The 16,666-nt window shown below is 62.0% G+C and carries 18 protein-coding genes; 11 read left to right on the forward strand and 7 right to left on the reverse strand.

Features of this window, described 5'->3' with window-relative positions:
• The first annotated feature begins 5 nt into the window (after positions 1–5).
• The 3 genes from AB4Y87_RS01135 to AB4Y87_RS01145 are packed head-to-tail and all read left to right on the forward strand — an operon-like array spanning position 6 to position 3,158.
• Positions 6–1,286 (forward strand): AI-2E family transporter, encoded by a 1,281-nt coding sequence (locus AB4Y87_RS01135; protein WP_442002654.1) that lies wholly within the window; start codon positions 6–8, stop codon positions 1,284–1,286.
• 3 nt (positions 1,287–1,289) lie between these two features.
• Positions 1,290–2,528 carry a threonine ammonia-lyase gene (gene ilvA / locus AB4Y87_RS01140; RefSeq protein WP_442002655.1) on the forward strand — a complete coding sequence of 413 codons (1,239 nt, stop codon included), beginning with the start codon at positions 1,290–1,292 and terminating at the stop codon, positions 2,526–2,528.
• Between the two features lie 15 nt (positions 2,529–2,543).
• The gene (locus tag AB4Y87_RS01145; protein WP_442002656.1) at positions 2,544–3,158 is read left to right on the forward strand and encodes a rhomboid family intramembrane serine protease; all 615 of its coding nucleotides are present in this window, start codon (positions 2,544–2,546) and stop codon (positions 3,156–3,158) included.
• Positions 3,159–3,293: 135 nt separating this feature from the next.
• Here the strand turns inward: AB4Y87_RS01145 and greA are convergent, their stop codons facing one another.
• Together greA and AB4Y87_RS01155 are read right to left on the reverse strand one after the other, a co-directional pair.
• Entirely contained in the window at positions 3,294–3,788 is a 495-nt protein-coding gene (gene greA / locus AB4Y87_RS01150; protein WP_442002657.1) for a transcription elongation factor GreA, read from the reverse strand.
• 151 nt (positions 3,789–3,939) lie between these two features.
• Positions 3,940–4,398: a DUF4307 domain-containing protein gene (locus tag AB4Y87_RS01155; protein WP_442002658.1), complete on the reverse strand. Its 459-nt coding sequence runs from the start codon at positions 4,396–4,398 to the stop codon at positions 3,940–3,942.
• A 76-nt stretch (positions 4,399–4,474) separates the two neighbouring features.
• On the opposite strand from AB4Y87_RS01155, the gene mca reads away from it, so the two are divergent.
• The 3 genes from mca (at position 4,475) to AB4Y87_RS01170 (ending at position 7,926) form a co-directional block, all read left to right on the forward strand.
• Entirely contained in the window at positions 4,475–5,380 is a 906-nt protein-coding gene (gene mca, locus AB4Y87_RS01160; RefSeq protein ID WP_442002659.1) for a mycothiol conjugate amidase Mca, read from the forward strand.
• 109 nt (positions 5,381–5,489) lie between these two features.
• On the forward strand, positions 5,490–5,789 hold the full coding sequence (locus AB4Y87_RS01165; protein ID WP_442002660.1) for a hypothetical protein: 300 nt from the start codon (positions 5,490–5,492) through the stop codon (positions 5,787–5,789).
• Entirely contained in the window at positions 5,767–7,926 is a 2,160-nt protein-coding gene (locus AB4Y87_RS01170) for a thioredoxin domain-containing protein (RefSeq protein WP_442002661.1), read from the forward strand. The genes AB4Y87_RS01165 and AB4Y87_RS01170 overlap by 23 nt, the downstream gene beginning before the upstream one ends.
• Here AB4Y87_RS01170 and trhA read toward each other — a convergent pair.
• Entirely contained in the window at positions 7,919–8,560 is a 642-nt protein-coding gene (trhA, locus tag AB4Y87_RS01175; protein ID WP_442002662.1) for a PAQR family membrane homeostasis protein TrhA, read from the reverse strand. The two genes, AB4Y87_RS01170 and trhA, sit on opposite strands and share 8 nt — an antisense overlap.
• A gap of 152 nt (positions 8,561–8,712) precedes the next feature.
• Between trhA and AB4Y87_RS01180 the strand changes: the two genes are divergently transcribed.
• Positions 8,713–9,474 (forward strand): isoprenyl transferase, encoded by a 762-nt coding sequence (locus tag AB4Y87_RS01180; RefSeq protein WP_442002663.1) that lies wholly within the window; start codon positions 8,713–8,715, stop codon positions 9,472–9,474.
• Between the two features lie 263 nt (positions 9,475–9,737).
• Positions 9,738–11,105 carry a PhoH family protein gene (locus AB4Y87_RS01185; RefSeq protein ID WP_442002709.1) on the forward strand — a complete coding sequence of 456 codons (1,368 nt, stop codon included), beginning with the start codon at positions 9,738–9,740 and terminating at the stop codon, positions 11,103–11,105.
• A gap of 107 nt (positions 11,106–11,212) precedes the next feature.
• Here AB4Y87_RS01185 and AB4Y87_RS01190 read toward each other — a convergent pair whose 3' ends face one another.
• Entirely contained in the window at positions 11,213–11,857 is a 645-nt protein-coding gene (locus tag AB4Y87_RS01190; RefSeq protein WP_442002664.1) for a GNAT family N-acetyltransferase, read from the reverse strand.
• Positions 11,858–11,932: 75 nt separating this feature from the next.
• A complete protein-coding gene (locus AB4Y87_RS01195; protein WP_442002665.1) occupies positions 11,933–12,751 on the reverse strand; it encodes a hypothetical protein in 819 nt (272 codons plus the stop codon).
• Positions 12,752–12,813: 62 nt separating this feature from the next.
• Between AB4Y87_RS01195 and AB4Y87_RS01200 the strand changes: the two genes are divergently transcribed.
• From AB4Y87_RS01200 to AB4Y87_RS01210, 3 genes are all read left to right on the forward strand, one after another.
• On the forward strand, positions 12,814–13,359 hold the full coding sequence (locus tag AB4Y87_RS01200; protein ID WP_442002666.1) for a prepilin peptidase: 546 nt from the start codon (positions 12,814–12,816) through the stop codon (positions 13,357–13,359).
• A gap of 102 nt (positions 13,360–13,461) precedes the next feature.
• Positions 13,462–13,854 (forward strand): hypothetical protein, encoded by a 393-nt coding sequence (locus AB4Y87_RS01205; RefSeq protein ID WP_442002667.1) that lies wholly within the window; start codon positions 13,462–13,464, stop codon positions 13,852–13,854.
• A 4-nt stretch (positions 13,855–13,858) separates the two neighbouring features.
• The gene (locus AB4Y87_RS01210; RefSeq protein ID WP_442002668.1) at positions 13,859–14,335 is read left to right on the forward strand and encodes an NUDIX hydrolase; all 477 of its coding nucleotides are present in this window, start codon (positions 13,859–13,861) and stop codon (positions 14,333–14,335) included.
• A 1-nt stretch (position 14,336) separates the two neighbouring features.
• On the opposite strand, the gene AB4Y87_RS01215 is transcribed toward AB4Y87_RS01210, so the two are convergent.
• The gene (locus tag AB4Y87_RS01215) at positions 14,337–15,998 is read right to left on the reverse strand and encodes an MDR family MFS transporter (RefSeq protein WP_442002669.1); all 1,662 of its coding nucleotides are present in this window, start codon (positions 15,996–15,998) and stop codon (positions 14,337–14,339) included.
• The gene (locus AB4Y87_RS01220) at positions 15,995–16,663 is read right to left on the reverse strand and encodes a TetR/AcrR family transcriptional regulator (protein ID WP_442002670.1); all 669 of its coding nucleotides are present in this window, start codon (positions 16,661–16,663) and stop codon (positions 15,995–15,997) included. The genes AB4Y87_RS01215 and AB4Y87_RS01220 overlap by 4 nt, the downstream gene beginning before the upstream one ends.
• Between the last annotated feature and the right edge of the window lie 3 nt (positions 16,664–16,666).

The raw sequence follows: 16,666 nt of genomic DNA on the forward strand, positions 1-16,666 counted from the left end.
GGTTCATGACGCCAACACCTGACGCCAAATCACGTTCTGACCGACAAATTGCCCAAGACATTCCCTACGGAGTGCGCATTGCGGCTGCGTGGTCGTGGCGGCTGGGCCTGATCCTGCTGATGATCGGCGCCTTGGTCTGGTTGCTGGGCAAGGTCAGCTTCCTCATCATTCCGGTCATGGTCGCGGCGCTCCTGGCCGGACTCCTCTACCCAGTGGTGCTCTGGCTGCGCCAGCGGAATCTGCCCAACGGTGCGGCTGTGGCCATCACAGTGCTGGGTTTCATCGGGGTCATCGGGGGTGCCCTTGCGCTGGTCGGGAGGCAGCTGGTCTCAGGATTCGGGGAGCTTTGGACGGAGGCGCTGACGGGAATCCAGCAGATCCAGGACTGGCTCGCTGCCGGCCCCCTGCACCTGACGGCCGACCAAATTGACCAGTACATTTCAGACGGCGTCACGGCCCTGCAGGACAACAGCAGCACCATCCTCAGCGGTGCCCTGTCCTTTGGCAGCACGGCCGGACACTTTGCCGCCGGCCTGGTCCTGGCCCTGTTTATCCTGATCTTTTTCCTGCTGGAAGGCAGCCGCATATGGGCGTTCCTGGTCCGGCTGCTGCCCAAGACAGCCCGGAGGGCCGCTGATGGTGCCGGACGCCGCGGCTGGACCTCCATGGTCAGCTATGTTCGGATCCAGATGTTCGTTGCCTTCGTGGACGCCGTGGGCATCGGAGCCGGTGCCGCGATCATCCAGGTTCCGCTTGCGCTTCCACTTGCGGTCCTGGTGTTCATTGGTTCCTTTATTCCCGTGGTGGGTGCGCTTGTTACCGGTGCGATCGCCGTCCTGCTGGCCCTTGTGGCGAACGGACCCGTGAATGCGCTGATCATGCTGGCCATCGTCTTGCTTGTCCAGCAGCTTGAAAGTCATATCCTGCAGCCGCTGGTTATGGGTAAGGCTGTGGCGCTTCATCCCGTGGCAGTCATTCTTTCAGTAGCTGCCGGATCCTATCTCGCGGGCATCCCCGGCGCGCTGTTCGCAGTGCCGCTGCTCGCCGTAGTAAACACGGCGGTTCGCTACATTGCCGGCCGGACGTGGGAACATGATGAAGGATTGGGCGCGGCCGAGCTGCAGCCTGGAGCCGCGCCGTCGGAAGCTGGTGGTGACTCCAACTTCAAGGAAGTCCACCTTCCGGGAGCCGGATCCCGCAGCGGCAGCAGCGCCGTCGGCAAAACCAAGACCGCAGATAACACCTCCGTCCAGGAGCCTGCAGTTGACACCAACAAAGGAGAATAGTCAGTGAATACCCTCGATACCCTGCCCGTCACGCTGGACGATGTCCTCAAGGCGCAGGAGCTGCTCGAGGGCATTATTACCAAAACTCCGGTGGAGTCGTCCCGTGCGCTGGGCAGCCTCGTGGGCGGCAAAGTTTTCTTCAAATGCGAGAACCTGCAGCGTGCCGGATCCTTCAAGGTCCGCGGCGCGTACGTGCGGATGGCGCGCCTGACTGATGCCGAGAAGAAGCGCGGCGTGGTGGCTGCCTCTGCAGGCAACCACGCTCAGGGCGTAGCCGTAGCCGCGAAGAGCCTGGGCATCAACGCCCGCATTTATATGCCGCTCGGTGTCGCTCTGCCCAAGCTTGCAGCAACGCGCAGCCATGGTGCCGAAGTTATCCTGCACGGCCACAACGTGGATGAAGCACTGGCCGAAGCCCAGCGCTACGCCAACGAAACGGGCGCAGTCTTTGTGCACCCCTTTGACAACGTGGACGTCGTCGCTGGCCAGGGCACCATCGGGCTGGAGATCCTGGAACAGATCCCGGACGTAGACACCATCCTCATGGGCGTCGGCGGCGGAGGGCTTCTTGCCGGCGTCGCGGTGGCCATCAAGGCCAGGGCCAAGGAGCTCGGACGCGAGATCCGGGTCATCGGGGTACAAGCGGAAAACGCGGCTGCCTACCCTCCGTCCCTCGCTGCAGACGCCCTGGTGCCGCTCAAAAAGGTCTCCACCATGGCCGATGGCATCGCCGTAGGCCGGCCAGGGCAGCTTCCTTTCAGCATCATCCGCGAGCTCGTGGACGATGTTGTGACTGTGAGCGAGGATTCCCTTGCCCGGGCCCTGATCTTCCTCCTGGAACGGGCCAAGATGGTCGTGGAGCCGGCAGGCGCGGTGGGAGTAGCCGCGCTGATGGATGGCAAGATCGAAAACCCGGGGAACACCGCCGTCGTGCTTTCCGGTGGCAACATCGATCCGATGCTGATGCTCAAAGTTATCCAGCGTGGTCTCTCGGCCGCGGGCCGGTTCATGACGGTTCGGATGATGCTGGATGACCGCCCGGGCTCACTGGCGACTATTGCCCGCATCATTGCCGAAAACGACGCCAACGTCACGGGCCTTGACCACACGCGCCTGGGCGGCTCCATCAGCATGGGCGACGTCTCCATCACCATTAACCTGGAAACGAAGGGCCACGAACACGGCGAACAGGTCCTCGGTGCCTTGAGGGCCGAAGGCTTCCAGCCGATCGTGGTGCACTGACGGGGAGACGCGGATATGGTGCTCGAAACGCCTGACGGATCCAAGGCCGAGGCCAAGGAGACACTCGCGGGCCGGGCAAAGGGCGGCCTGCTGTTCATGGGCAGCTTCGTGATCCTGCTGTATGTGATCGAGTTCCTGAACACGCTGATGCGGCATGGCCTCAACAGTACGTTTGGGCTTCGATCCCGCAGCATTGATGGAGTGCTGGACATCCTGACGTTTCCGCTGCTGCACGCGAACCTCAACCATTTGCTGTCCAATACCCTGCCCCTCATCATCTTCGGCTTCCTGGTTTTCCTGGCCGGCGTCAGGGTCTTCCTCACAGCCCTGGCCTTCAGCTGGCTGGGTTCAGGCCTAACGGTGTGGCTCATCGGCGGTGGAGGAGTGACGGTGGGGGCGTCAGGGCTGGTCTTCGGGTTCTTCGCGTTCCTGCTGGTCAGGGGATTCTTCAACAGGAGCTGGTGGCAGATTCTGTTATCCGTGGTGCTCTTCATGGCGTACGGCAGCATCCTCTTCGGGGTGTTGCCAACCGTCATGGGCTTTATTTCGTGGCAGGCCCATCTTGGCGGCGCCGTTGGGGGGATCATCGCGGCCATCCTGTTACGTCCGAAACCCCAGGCCACCACCTGACCCAAGTGAGTCGCAGTTGTGCGCGTTATGAGCTCTCTAAACGCGCACTGGTGCGACTTAGTTGGGTAGCCCGGGCACGAAAAACGCCGGCCCACCCCGCGAAGGGGTGGACCGGCGTCGGGTTCTTGGCGCTGCTTAGGCGACGTACGGCTTGGCGGAAACGATCTCCACCGGAATTACCTTGCCGTTGGGGGCGGTGTAGCTGAGCTTGTCGCCCTCCTTGTGGCCGATGATGGAGGCACCCAGCGGAGACTTCTCGCTGAAGACATCGAGGTCGGAGTCGCCGGCGATCTCGCGCGAGCCGAGCAGGAATGTCTCTTCGTCCCCGGCGATGCGGGCAACAACCAACATGCCGGGCTCTACGATTCCGTCATCGGCAGGGGCTTCGCCAACCTGGGCATCGCGCAGGAGCGCGGTGAGCTGACGGATGCGGGCTTCAATCTTGCCCTGCTCTTCCTTGGCTGCGTGGTACCCGCCGTTTTCCTTGAGGTCGCCTTCTTGGCGGGCGGCTTCGATCTTCTGGACGATTTCCGCCCGGCCAGCGCCGGAAAGGTGGTCCAGCTCAGCCTTCAAGCGGTCGAAAGCTTCCTGGGTAAGCCAAGCTGCTGTGGCGCTGTTGGTGGTAGACACGGATTTCTCCTCTTGATCTGACAAAGCAAAGACCCCGCCGAGGTGGCCACTCGTGGAACTCAGTAACCAACTTAACGGGGTGAAGGTTTCATCCATTGTAGTAAATCCTCTGGACGAACCCAAACTGGTTGAGTTGTGGGTCACACGATTGTTATTTCCCGCTGTCCACGATCCAGCAATTATCCACTACGCCGGCGACAGCGGGGGACTCGGTTCTCAACACCGTTCGCTGAGCTGTTGTGCTCCCACCATCGGCACCGTTCTTGGGCTCATTGGGGCCGATCACCACGACTTTCCAGCCCACCACCGCGAACTTGGAATCCATGGCCTTTACGGCGCATTTGGCAGTGGCTCCCGGGTATTTGGTGACTTGGTAGTCGACCTCGGCCTGGGTGCCATCGACAGTGCTGTAGCCGATGTCCTTGAAGGTCACCGGAGCCTGTGCAGAGGACGTTGCGACCCATGCTGCGAACACAATTCCGAGGATCAGGGCCACGATGACGATGTTCCGCTTCGATGCGCGGGTCAAGCCGCGCTTTTGACCACCGTAGCGATTGGCTAGGCTGTTGCTTGCCGGTAGTTCGTTGGCCGATAGGTCCTCTGAAGTCACCTATCCAGTTTAGTGCGGATCCCGGCACCTCCTGCACAGTCCTGATTTGCACCATCCATGAAAGAGGAGCCGTCAAGTGACAGCGTCCAGCAGTTCCGAGCAGCAGCTGCGGCTGCTCGCCGTCCACGCTCATCCGGACGATGAGTCCAGCAAGGGTGCAGCGACCATGGCGATGTACGCAGCTGCAGGAGTAGACGTCATGGTCGCCACCTGCACTGATGGATCCAGGGGCGACATCCAGAACCCCGGCATGTTGGACGCCCCGCACCCCAAGCGCGACATGGCAGGTGCCCGCCGGTTGGAAATGGCCAACGCGGCGGCCGTGCTTGGCATCCGGCAGCGCTGGCTTGGCTTTGTTGACTCTGGCCTGCCCGAGGGCGATCCCCTTCCGCCTCTCCCGCCGGGATGCTTTGCTCTGCAGCCATTGGAACGCGCTACGGCTCCGCTGGTTCGTCTGGTCCGCGACTTCAAGCCCCACGTCATCATCAGCTATGACGAAAACGGTGGCTATCCGCACCCGGACCACATCATGGCCCACAAGGTTGCCGTGGAGGCGTTCGAGGCAGCGGGTGACGCCTCACGCTATTCCGGAACAGGGGAGCCCTGGGCGCCCAGCAAGCTCTACTACGATCGCGCCTTCAGCCCCGAACGCTTCCGTGCACTGCACTTTGCGCTGGAAGAGGCCGGGCTGCAGTCGCCGTATGCTGAGCGGCTCGCGGCGTGGCTTGAAGCAGATGCCGAGGGCCACACTCCTCCCGCTCCCGCGCACCAGACCACCACGCAGGTGGACTGCGGCGACTTCTTCGAGGCGCGCGACGACGCTCTCCGGGCGCATCGGACACAGATCGATCCCATGGGCTTCTTCTTTGCGGTCTCACCTGACTTGCAGCGTACGGCGTGGCCTTGGGAGGACTACACGCTGATCAAGTCCAGGGTGTCTACGGAGTTGCCGGAAAAGGACCTGTTTGCGGGGATAAGATAGGTGTTGCCACCAGTTTCTATCGTTTGTAGAAATCGTCGGCGGCCATCGAACAGCCCAGCTTCATGCTGAAGCCTGCCGACATGCATCAGCTCCCATAGAAGGTTTGAACGTGCACCACTTGATCCTCGCCTTGACCGTCAGTCCGTCGCCGGACCCCACCGGGACGCTGCGCCCTGGCCTGTCCGAGGACCAGGTGACGCCCGGGACCTGGGGCTTCGTCCTCACGGCCTTCGTCGTCATCCTCTCGACGTTCCTCATCGTGGACATGGTTCGCCGTATCCGCAGGGTTCGGTACCGTGCGCAGGTGGAGGAGGCCCGTCTGTCTGCAGAAGCCGGAACCCTTGATAGTGAGGGCGGCGACGCCGGCACCACGGATGAGAACGGCGATGCCGCTCCCGGAAGTCGCTAGCCCGCGCGGAAACAACTGGCCCGGGGCGGCGAACGTCCTGGGTGCGGAGCCGTCTGCCTACTTGCGCCAACACGCAGCCAACCCGGTCTTCTGGCGTCCTTTCGGCGACGAAGCGTTTGCCCTTGCCACAGCCCGGGATGTCCCCGTGTTTCTCTCCATCGGCTATGCGGCATGTCATTGGTGCCATGTCATGGCCCATGAATCCTTTGAGGACCAGGAAACTGCGGATTACCTGAATGCCCACTTTGTGCCAGTCAAAGTGGACCGGGAAGAACGGCCGGACGTCGATTCTGTCTACATGACGGCGACGCAGGCCATCAGCGGTGAAGGCGGCTGGCCAATGTCCGTTTTCCTGACTCCGGAGGGCCTCGCCTTCCATGCAGGCACTTACTTCCCGCCCGTTCCCTTGCCCGGCCGGCCGTCCTTCCGAAACGTGCTTGAAGCGGTCCACGAGGCGTGGGTTGAACGCCGCGAGGCTGTGGAGCAAAACGCCAGGGGACTGGCCGCGAACATAGCAAACGCCCAGCTGTCATCTGCCGTTCGGCTTGACGGCCCGCCCGAGGTACTTGATGCACAGCTGCTTTCGGATGCAGTAACGGTTTTGGCCCGGTCAGAAGACCCCGACGCCGGTGGGTTCGGCAGCGCCCCAAAGTTCCCGCCGTCGGCGGTGCTTGAGTTCCTCATCCGTCACGCAGCGGCACGGTCGGAGACATCGGAGGCCGCGCGTGACATGGCCGCACGCGCCCTGGCCGGAATGGCACGTTCGGCATTATGCGACCAAATCGACGGCGGTTTTGCCCGGTATTCGGTCACGGCGGATTGGTCCGTGCCGCACTTCGAGAAGATGCTCTACGACAATGCCCAGCTCCTGCGCGTCTACGCCCACTGGGTGCGGCTTGGGGGCAATGAGGAGTTCCCCGCTGAGGAGGCGGCGGAGGTAGCGTCCAGATGCGGGGAATGGATGCTGGCCTCACTGGGGCTGCCTGGGGGTGGTCTGGCTTCGTCCTTGGACGCCGATACCGTGGTGGACGGTGTGCACCACGAAGGCGCAGCGTACCTCTGGACGCCCGGATCGTTGCTGGAAGTCCTTGGCCCGGATGACGCTGAGGCCGTGGCTCGCATGATGAATATTGGTGCGCAGGGCACCGTCTCGGAATTGGGTTCGCCTCTGCATCCGGGCCGGCCCCTGTCGGCTTCCGAAACCGCGCTTTGGCGCCGCGTCAGGCCATCACTCCTGGCCTCGCGCGATCTCCGGAACCAGCCTGCCAGGGACGAGAAAGTTGTGGCGGGTTGGAACGGGCTCGCGATCGCCGGGCTTGCCGAGGCCGGAGCGGTGCTGGACCGCCCGGACCTCGTCGCTGCAGCTGAGAACGTTGCCGAGTATCTCGAGAAGGTGCATTGGAACGCCGAACACGGGCTGCTGGTCCGGGTCTCGCACGATTCCAGGGCGCGGGGGATCGGGGGACTCCTGGAAGACTACGCATTCTGTGCAGAGGGCCTGTTCTCGCTGTACGCCGTGACGGGAAAAAAGCGGTGGTACCGCCTGGCGGAACACATCATCCGGGGCGCCGAAGCGCGTTTTGTCGAGGACGGGCATCTCGCCGATTCGGCCGGGGAATCTGCCCAGGTGTTCAACGCCCAAGGGCAGCGGGCTGCCCTTGATCCGTTCGACAATGCCACGCCGAGCGGGGCTGCTGGATTTGCCGGAGTGCTGCTGACGTATTCGGCGTACTCAGGCTCCCACGCCCAGCGACTCATGGCCGGGAACATCCTGGACCTGCTTCCTTCGCTGGCCACACGCGCGCCCCGTGTTGCCGGTTGGCTCCTGGCCACGGCGCAAGCGGCGCTGGCAGGGCCGGTGGAGGCCGCCGTCGTTGGTCCCGATTCGCCACTGCTGAGCGAGTTGCACAGTGCGCTTCTGAAATCCGCCAGCCCGGGTATGGCGGTCGCGTTGCAAGAGAACGACGCCGTGTCCCCGGCTGGTGATGGCGAGGTCCCGTTGCTGCTTCATCGCACGGGTGCGCCTGACGGCTCGCCTCAAGTGTATTTGTGCCGGGATATGGTGTGCGAGATGCCGGCGGGGACCGTTGCGGACGTGCAATCAATGCTGGCGCGAATGACCTCCGGCGCTAGCTGAGGACAGCCATCATGATGGCGATGAAGTGGGCCGCGAACGCCAAGACGGTGAAGGCATGGAAGAGTTCGTGAAACCCGAAGTGTTGAACGCTGAAATTTGGCTTCTTGATGGCATAGAAGACCGCGCCTGCTATGTAGAGGGCGCCGCCCACGCAAATGAGCGTGGCAGAGGCGGCATTCGCTGTGAAGAACTGCGGAAGGTAAAAGAGCGCCCCGCAGCCCAGCGCAATATAGATCGGGACGTATAACCAACGCGGGGCGTCGGTCCAGAGAACCCGGAACAGCACGCCGGCAATGGCCGCGGACCAGATAATCCACAGCAACGTGACGGCTTGGGATCGCTCCAGAAGCGACCAAGCCAGCGGCGTATAGCTTCCGGCGATCACCAGCATGATGTTGGTGTGGTCCAGTCGCTTGAGCACCAGCCGGGTCTTCGGGGACCAATTTCCGCGGTGGTAAACGGCGCTGACGCCGAAAAGAAGGACGCCCGTTACCGCATAGATCGTGGAGGTGATCTTTCGGTCGGCTGTGGGGGCAAGTGACACCAGGACAATTCCGGCCGCGAGGGCGAAAGGGGCGGCAACGGCGTGGATCCAACCGCGCCATGCGGGCTTGATAGTGAGCAGCTCGGCCATCGTTAAAGAATAACCTACGCTTCAGTAAGTTACTGATCAGTAGCTCCTGCGCGATGGGAGTTTGACTCTCGCTGCACCAGTGGGGCAGCTCGGGAAGGTAGCCTTGGAGGTGCGCCGTCGTCGTAAAAGTAAGGAAGTCAGGTGAGAGTCCGGTGGAGCTGCCCGGTTTCCTCTATGGCTACTACGAACGTCAACTCCTTCGCTCCCTGAAGCAAGACCGCATCCCCAGGCATATCGGTGTCATGGTGGACGGCAACCGCAGATGGGCCCGTCAATTCAACGCGCCAACCAGCCAGGGACATCAGGCCGGGGCGGACAAAATCCACGAGTTCCTTGGCTGGTGCCAGGAGCTTGGCGTCAAAGTAGTGACGCTGTACATGCTCTCCACGGACAACATGAACCGCTCCGGCGAAGAGCTTGACCTGCTCATGGGCATCATCGCCAACACCATGGACCGGCTGGATGAAAACGAGGACGTCTCTGTGCACGCAATGGGCGCACCAGAGCTTCTCCCGGACTACCTGGCCGATCGCCTGAATAAGCTGACCGCCCGGACCCCGGTCCATGAAAAAATCCATGTGAACGTGGCAGTCGGCTATGGCGGGCGGCGTGAAATCGTCGACGCCGTGAAGGAACTCCTCCGCGATGCGGTCGCCAAAGGGCGGACTATGTCCGACGTCGCAGATGAACTTTCGGTGGACGACATCTCAAGGTTCCTTTACACGCGCGGCCAGCCGGATCCGGACCTTGTCATCCGAACTTCCGGTGAGCAGCGGCTCTCCGGATTCCTGATGTGGCAGAGCGCCTACAGCGAGTTCTACTTCTGCGAAGCCCTCTGGCCGGCGTTCCGCAAGGTTGATTTTCTGCGGGCGCTCCGGGACTACGCCGGACGCCAGCGTCGCTTCGGCTCCTAGGTGCGCTTCGGTTAACCAGGAATTAATCAGCTGGCAATGCGACTTGCCGACGCAGGTTTCGGAATTTTCTGTGAGTGGGATTACGTTAATCCCATCAGCAGGCAAAACCGCCCGCTGATCGGGGAGGCCAGTAGATGGAGCGAACTATCGCACCAGTTACATGGGAGGCCACGCCCGGCCTTCCGGCCGAGCCGCTTCACCATTAGGCCGGGCGACCGCCCGGGGCTGGAGTCGATGTGGCTATTTCTGAGCAACTGCCCACAATGGTTTCTGACGGGGAAAGTGCAGCTACCTCTCGCGCCAAACGGGTTTCATCGGGGGAACGGACAGCATCGTCTGCAGTGGGCCGCAGCTATGTGATCGATACATCCGTCTTGCTATCAGACCCGCACGCACTGCTGCGCTTCGCTGAGCACGAAGTCATCGTCCCGATCGTGGTCATCAGCGAACTCGAAGGCAAACGCCACGATCCCGAACTAGGGTACTTTGCCCGCAAAGCCCTGCGGCTCCTGGATGACCTCCGAATCGAACACGGCGGACTGGACCATGCGATACCCATTGGTGCCGACGGAGGCATGCTCCGGGTAGAGATGAACCATATTTCCACAGAGGTCCTTCCCGCAGGCTTCCGTGGCGGGGACAATGACAGCCGAATTCTGGCGGTAGCGAAGAACCTGGCAAACGAGGGCCACAACGTCACCGTGGTGTCCAAGGACCTTCCCATGCGCGTCAAAGCCTCTGCCATGGGACTGCACGCCGATGAATACCGCAACGAACTCGTCAAGGATTCAGGCTGGACCGGCATAGCCGAAGTGGAAGCCAGCGAAGACGAAATCACGACTCTGTATGGCCATGAGCCCGTTTTCATCCCGGCCGCAGCGGAACTTCCCGTGAACACCGGGCTTGTCCTCTTGTCCAACCGCGGCTCGGCGCTCGGCCGCGTAGGGGCGGACAAGCAGGTCCGCCTCGTCAAGGGTGACCGTGACGTCTTCGGACTCCATGGCCGTTCGGCGGAACAACGGCTGGCCATCGATCTCCTCATGGATCCCGCAGTGGGCATTGTCTCCATCGGTGGGCGGGCCGGCACGGGCAAATCCGCACTGGCACTCTGTGCGGGCCTCGAGGCCGTCCTGGAGCGTCGCGAACACCGCAAGGTCATCGTCTTCCGTCCCCTCTACGCCGTAGGCGGCCAAGAACTGGGATACCTCCCCGGGTCTGAAGCGGAAAAGATGAACCCTTGGGCTCAAGCCGTTTTCGACACACTCGGTGCGTTGGTCAGTCAGGAAGTCGTGGAAGAAGTCATGGACCGCGGCATGCTCGAAGTCATGCCGCTCACCCACATCCGCGGACGCTCACTGCACGACGCCTTTGTCATCGTGGACGAGGCACAGTCCCTGGAGAAGAACGTCCTCCTGACCGTGATGAGCCGCATCGGCCAGAACTCCAAGATCGTGCTCACCCACGACGTCGCCCAGCGCGACAACCTCCGTGTTGGTCGGCACGACGGCGTGGCCGCCGTCGTCGAAACCCTCAAAGGTCATCCGCTGTTTGGTCACATCACCCTCACCCGGTCCGAGCGGTCGCCGATTGCGGCCTTGGTGACGGAGCTGCTCGAAGGGGCCGAAATCTAACCCCATAGGTGCCGCGCCCGGCGAAGGTCAGACATCCTCTGCGTGCTAGCTCGTTCCTCGCTTTTGACGCACGCTGCCGGATGCCTGGCCTTCGCCTTCGTTCCACGTCACAGCCCCAGGTAGGTTTTCAGCTCTTCGTGGCCTTGGATTTTAAGGGTCCAGTTGGGGCGTTTGAAAGTTTCCGGGGTGAGGCGGACTCTTTGGACTTCTTCTACTTTGTCGCCCCAGCCATCGCGGACGAGGCCGTTGAGTTCGTAGCCGAGGCTCAGGGAGACGCCCAGGGATTGCTTGTTCCATGAGGCCGCTTCGGACTCGGCCACTTCCGCCTCCAAATAGTCGAACGCATAGCTCACGACGGCGGCCCGCATCTCCTTGCCGAAGCCTTGCCCTTGCGCGGACTGCTTGAGCCAAGAGCCCGTGCTGACTGTTTTGAGGGTGTTGAAGTTCTTGGCGCCGATGTCCTGGACGCCCAGGAGGTCCTCGTTGTGCCAGACCCCGAGGAGAAGTGTCCACGAGTCAGGCGTGAATCCGGCCCTGCAGCGCCAGTACCACTGGGCCATGTTGGGTGCGAGCTCGTCGTCCGGGAGTTCTGCCCACGGGGTGCTGAACGGGCTCTTGCCGGGCTCGTGGACGCCGGATCGGGCCGCCGCGACGGCAGCCGGGATATCGGCGTCGAGAACTGGACGGAGGGTCAGTCGGGGAGTCGTGAGCGTGAGTCCGAAGGGCGGCCAGATTTCCGCGAGCGTGGTCATCGGTGCAGCTTAGCCCGGCCGTCGAGGGCATGCGAGTCACAGAGCTGGTAACAGTCTTGGTGGATCTTCGGGATGTCAGGCTGCTGGGCCGATGTCCCAGGAGATATGGCGTCGAACGTCGGTCAGGTTCATTGACTCGGCAAGGAAGAGATCGTCCAGCATGTATTCGTCAACGGCCAGGATCTTCAGCCAATGACCCTTGCCTGCGGTATCGCCGTCCAGGCTTTGGCTGGCGACGCAGACCCCGGTCCCTGCATCCACCCTGATGAGCGTGCGTCCCGGATGGGCCAAAGGTTGGGAAGGATCCAAGGGCACGTAGGTTCGGCCACGGGTAACCACAGTTTCCAAGGCCAACCGTCCCTCATGGTCAACTTCCCGGGGCTCTTCCAGTGACACTGGATTGGAATCCGGGAACTCCAGCGGGACGGGCGCATTACCGGCAAGTTCCACCGGATCCAGTGCTGCAGCCAGCCGTCCGTTGCCAAAGGAGGGTTCACCRTAGGCCGCCTCCGGGCGCCTACGGACCAAGCCAGCGGCGTCATAAACCGGAGTGACGAGGTGCGCCGGAAGCAACCATGAGCGTCGCGTCGCACTGACGTAAAAGTCGTCGCGGGAATCGTTGATGCCCGTGGTGCTGTGCAGCAGCTTTCCGTCGGGAGTCTCCAGACGAAGCGCGCCGGGCCGCCTGAGCCATGCACGGACCATGTTGGCGCCAGTGCCAGGCCGTTCGAGGTATTCGAAACGAAGGCTGGTCCACTTCCATGGTGAAGAACGGCACAGATTGCGGAATGTGGAGGACAAGTCCTGCGCCTGCCCGCCATGCCCGTTAGCTGGCGCAAAACCAGACCCGAAGTCCGGTCCGAAACCTGATTCACCTGCACTGTAGCGCCCCATATCCACAGTTTACCTACGCGTTCAACCCGGCCCCTGGACGAATTCGGGATAGCATCTGCAGGGTGATCCGACGACTCGCCGACCTCTGGGACGCCAGCCCACTGGGCTTCTGGCTGGTGGTTCTTGCCTGCGCGTACTTCGTAGTGATGGCGGTGCGCCTGACCATCATTGATGTCCGGAGCCATCTGCTGCCGAACCGGATCGTCTTTCCCTCCTATGCGGTGGGCGGCGTCCTATTGCTGGGCGCTGCGGTCCTGGTGTTCGTTGGCGGCCCGGACGCTGGGCTGGATGCCTCGATGTTCGGTATCCCTGGGCTCGGAGTGCTGGCCGGTGGCGGCGTGCTGTGGCTGTTCTACTTCCTGCTTCGCCTGGTCTATCCACCCRGTATGGGGTTCGGGGACGTGAAGCTGGCCGGGGTGCTTGGACTCTACCTCGGCTACCTTGGGTGGACCCATGTCTTCGCGGGCACGTTCGCTGCCTTCCTGCTCGGCGGATTGTGGAGCCTGGTGATCCTCGTGTCCAGGCGCGGCACGCTGGGTTCAGCCATCCCGTTCGGACCCTTCATGCTGGCAGGAGCCCTGGTGAGCATGGTGCTTTTACCTGCTTGAACCGTTAGGGCGGAGGCCGCCGGCGCCAACTGCGGCCGAACTGCAATGCTGCCCGTGTTCTGCGGTTCACCGGGCTGCGGCATGCTTAGCCCAGATGGTTTGATGCGCTCAACACGCCTGGAGGGGGCTGCGGTGCAGGGAAGTAGTTTTTGGTCCGTACTGGGGGTCACCATGGCCTGCACTTTGCTGCTCTCCGGCTGCGGGCAATCGGGCAACGTTCCCCATGCCACCCCGGGGGCCAGCATCCAACCGCTCACGACTCAGCAGCCGGAGCCCTTCTGCGAGGGCGGTCCGCTGGGTTGCTCCACTTTTACGTCGGTGCGCGGAAGCGATGCCACTGGAGACGTAGCGTGGCTCGGGACCCAACCGCTGCAGATCAGCAGCTACGAGGGCTGGACCGTCAAGCTCTTTGAGCAGCCTGTTCACTGGAATCTCGACGACGGCGTGCTCACGTTGAACAACTCACTGGCCACGATCGAATTGAAGGAAAGCTAACGCCATGGGCGCACCGGAATTTATCCTCAAGCTTCGGGAGAAGATCGGGAATGACCCGCTCTGGTTGCCGGCGGTCAGGGGAGTGGTTTTCGACGACGATGGCCGGGTGCTGCTCTGCCAAAGGGCTGACAATCACCACTGGACGGTGATCACGGGCATCCTTGAGCCAGGCGAGCATCCGGCTCCCGGGCTGGTCAGGGAAATTTTCGAGGAAACTGCGATTGTGGCCGAAACTGAGCGGATCATCGCCGTCGGGGTTGTAGGTCCGGTGACCTTTCCGAATGGCGACATCTGCGACTTTCTGGACATCACCTTCCGCTGCAGATACGTCTCCGGCGATGCTCAAGTAAACGATGACGAATCGATCGACGTCGGCTGGTTCGGCCTGGATGAACTGCCTGACATGAGCGAAGGAAACCTTCAAGCCATCAGGCTTGCCACGGAGCCCGAAGGCCCCGTGGCGTACCAGGTGGAGGACTAGGCTATTTGGCGCCTGCGTCAGCCGGTGCCCGCCGGGGCTCTTGTCCCTCGGCAGAGGCCACAGCGGCTTCCAGGCGTTCGGCTTCGAGGCGTTCAGCCTCTGCACCTCCGACGGCCTCGCCCCGCGCCACCATGCCGGCAGTGTCCGAGAGAGGGATCTGCTTGAGCGTGATGGCCAGCAACAATGCGATGGCGATGAACGGAACCAAATACCAGAACACGGGCGCCAGCGAGTTGGCGTAGGCGTTGACGATTGCATCCCGAAGCTGCTCAGGCAGTTGGGCCAAGGCCTGTGGATCCAGCGTGCTGGTGGACTGCGAGGCCTGCTCGGCAGATGCACCTGCCCCGGTAAAAGCGTTGGTCAAGGATTCAGCAAGGCGGTTGGTGAAGATGGAACCGAACACGGCGACGCCCAATGAGGCACCCACCTCGCGGAAGTAGTTGTTGGTGCTGGTGGCCGTGCCAATCTGGTCTGCCGGAACGGAATTCTGGACAACCAGGACGATCACCTGCATGATCAGGCCAAGGCCTGCGCCGAAGATGAAGAGCTGGACGCAGATGACCCAGATCGGAGTTTCAGCCGTGAGGGTGGTCAGCCACAACATGGCCGCGATGGTCAGTGAGGCACCAAGGATCGGAAACATCTTGTACTTGCCGGTCTTGGAGATGCGGATGCCGGAGTAGATGGACGTTCCCATCAGGCCAACCATCATCGGCACCATGAGCAGTCCGGACTCTGCGGCGGAGGTCCCGGAGGACATCTGCAGGAAGGTAGGTACGAAGGCGATCGCCGCGAACATTCCCAGGCCCAGCGTGAAGCCAATGGCCGTTGCGTTGATGAAGATGGGGTTCTTGAACAGGCTTAGTGGAATGATGGGGTCCTCGGCACGCCGTTCAACCATCACGAAGGCAAACGCTGCCAGAACCATACCGGCTCCAAAGGCCCACGTGAGCGGGGAATCCCAGCCTTCATCCTTCTTGCCGCCGAAATCGGTGAAGAAGATGAGGCAGGCGGTGGCTGCGGAAAGGAACAGGACACCCAGGATGTCGATCTTCTTCTCAGCCTTCTTGTTCGGCAACGTCAGGGCGAACCATGCCGTGATAAAGGCTGCAATGCCGATGGGGATGTTGATGTAGAAGGCCCATTCCCAGGTCAGGTGATCAACGAAGAATCCACCCAACAGCGGACCGGCCACGGCTGACAGGCCAAAGATGGCGCCCAAGGGACCCATGTATTTGCCGCGCTCTTTGGCGGGCACGACGTCGGCAATGATGGCCTGCGACAGGATCATCAGGCCGCCTCCGCCGAGGCCCTGGATGGCACGGAAGATCACGAAGCCCCAGAAATCCGTGGCGAAGGCACAACCCACCGAAGCGAGCGTAAACAACGCGATGGCTATGAGGAACAGGTTCCGCCGGCCAAGGATGTCACTGAACTTGCCGTAGATCGGCATGACGATGGTGGTGGCCAGAAGGTAGGCCGTGGTGATCCACGCCTGGTGCTCCACTCCACCCAGCTTGCCCACAATCGTGGGCATGGCGGTGGAAACGATGGTTTGGTCGAGGCTGGACAGGAGCATGCCTGCGATCAGCGCCGAGAAAATGATCCAGATCCGTTTCTGGGTCAACAGCAGCGGCTCGGCTGCCTTGGAAAGGGTACTCATGCGTGATCCTTCGGGTTTTCTGCAGGTGTGGTTTCCAACGGTTGGGCAAAGAGTTTTTGGGCTGCGCCGAGGTTCTGTCGCAGAAGTTCGCGGTAGGGCCGAACGTTGTCCTCGGAGAAGAACTGCTGCGCTGTCTTCTTTGAGACAGCTCCGAAGACGGCCGCTGCCATGACGATTTCGGGGTGCTCGGGTGAAAGGCCCTCGCGGTGCGCTATGAGTTCGGCGAATTGGCGCTCACGGGCTTCGCCTTCAAGCGTCATACGGCCAAGGAGTTGGGGCTCGGCTTTGATGGCAGCGATGAGCTGGTGGACCTCGGACCGGCTGATTGCCGAACGCTCCATGATGGTCAACGTCAGCTGGTGCAAGGCGGCGAGCAAAGAGCTCGAGATACTGTCTGCGTTCCTTGCTGGCCCACGATTGAAGTCTTCGATGGCGTCCTGGGGGAGTTCGTCCGAGAACGCGCCGATCACAGCGTCTTCCTTGGAGTGGAAGTAGTTGAAGAACGTACGCCGCGAAATACCCGATTCTTCGCAGACCTGTTCCACGGTGTATCCGTTCAGCCCCCGCTCGGCGGTCAGGGAACGGGCTACGGCGGTAATCGCCGAACGTGTGGCGGCTCGCTTTCGCTCGCGGAGGCCGCCGTCGATATTTGCACTATTGCTCACAAA

The organism is Paenarthrobacter sp. RAF54_2, from assembly GCF_052113945.1.
GTDB lineage: Bacteria > Actinomycetota > Actinomycetes > Actinomycetales > Micrococcaceae > Arthrobacter.

Bases quoted from the DNA above. Each gene is read 5' to 3' on its own strand.
- AB4Y87_RS01135 (WP_442002654.1), top strand. From the start codon at position 6: ATGACGCCAACACCTGACGCCAAATCACGTTCTGACCGACAAATTGCC.
- AB4Y87_RS01145 (WP_442002656.1), top strand. From the start codon at position 2,544: ATGGTGCTCGAAACGCCTGACGGATCCAAGGCCGAGGCCAAGGAGACA.
- AB4Y87_RS01170 (WP_442002661.1), top strand. From the start codon at position 5,767: ATGCCGCTCCCGGAAGTCGCTAGCCCGCGCGGAAACAACTGGCCCGGG.
- trhA (WP_442002662.1), bottom strand. From the start codon at position 8,560: ATGGCCGAGCTGCTCACTATCAAGCCCGCATGGCGCGGTTGGATCCAC.
- AB4Y87_RS01185 (WP_442002709.1), top strand. From the start codon at position 9,738: ATGGTTTCTGACGGGGAAAGTGCAGCTACCTCTCGCGCCAAACGGGTT.
- AB4Y87_RS01190 (WP_442002664.1), bottom strand. From the start codon at position 11,857: ATGACCACGCTCGCGGAAATCTGGCCGCCCTTCGGACTCACGCTCACG.
- AB4Y87_RS01205 (WP_442002667.1), top strand. From the start codon at position 13,462: ATGCGCTCAACACGCCTGGAGGGGGCTGCGGTGCAGGGAAGTAGTTTT.
- AB4Y87_RS01210 (WP_442002668.1), top strand. From the start codon at position 13,859: ATGGGCGCACCGGAATTTATCCTCAAGCTTCGGGAGAAGATCGGGAAT.
- AB4Y87_RS01215 (WP_442002669.1), bottom strand. From the start codon at position 15,998: ATGAGTACCCTTTCCAAGGCAGCCGAGCCGCTGCTGTTGACCCAGAAA.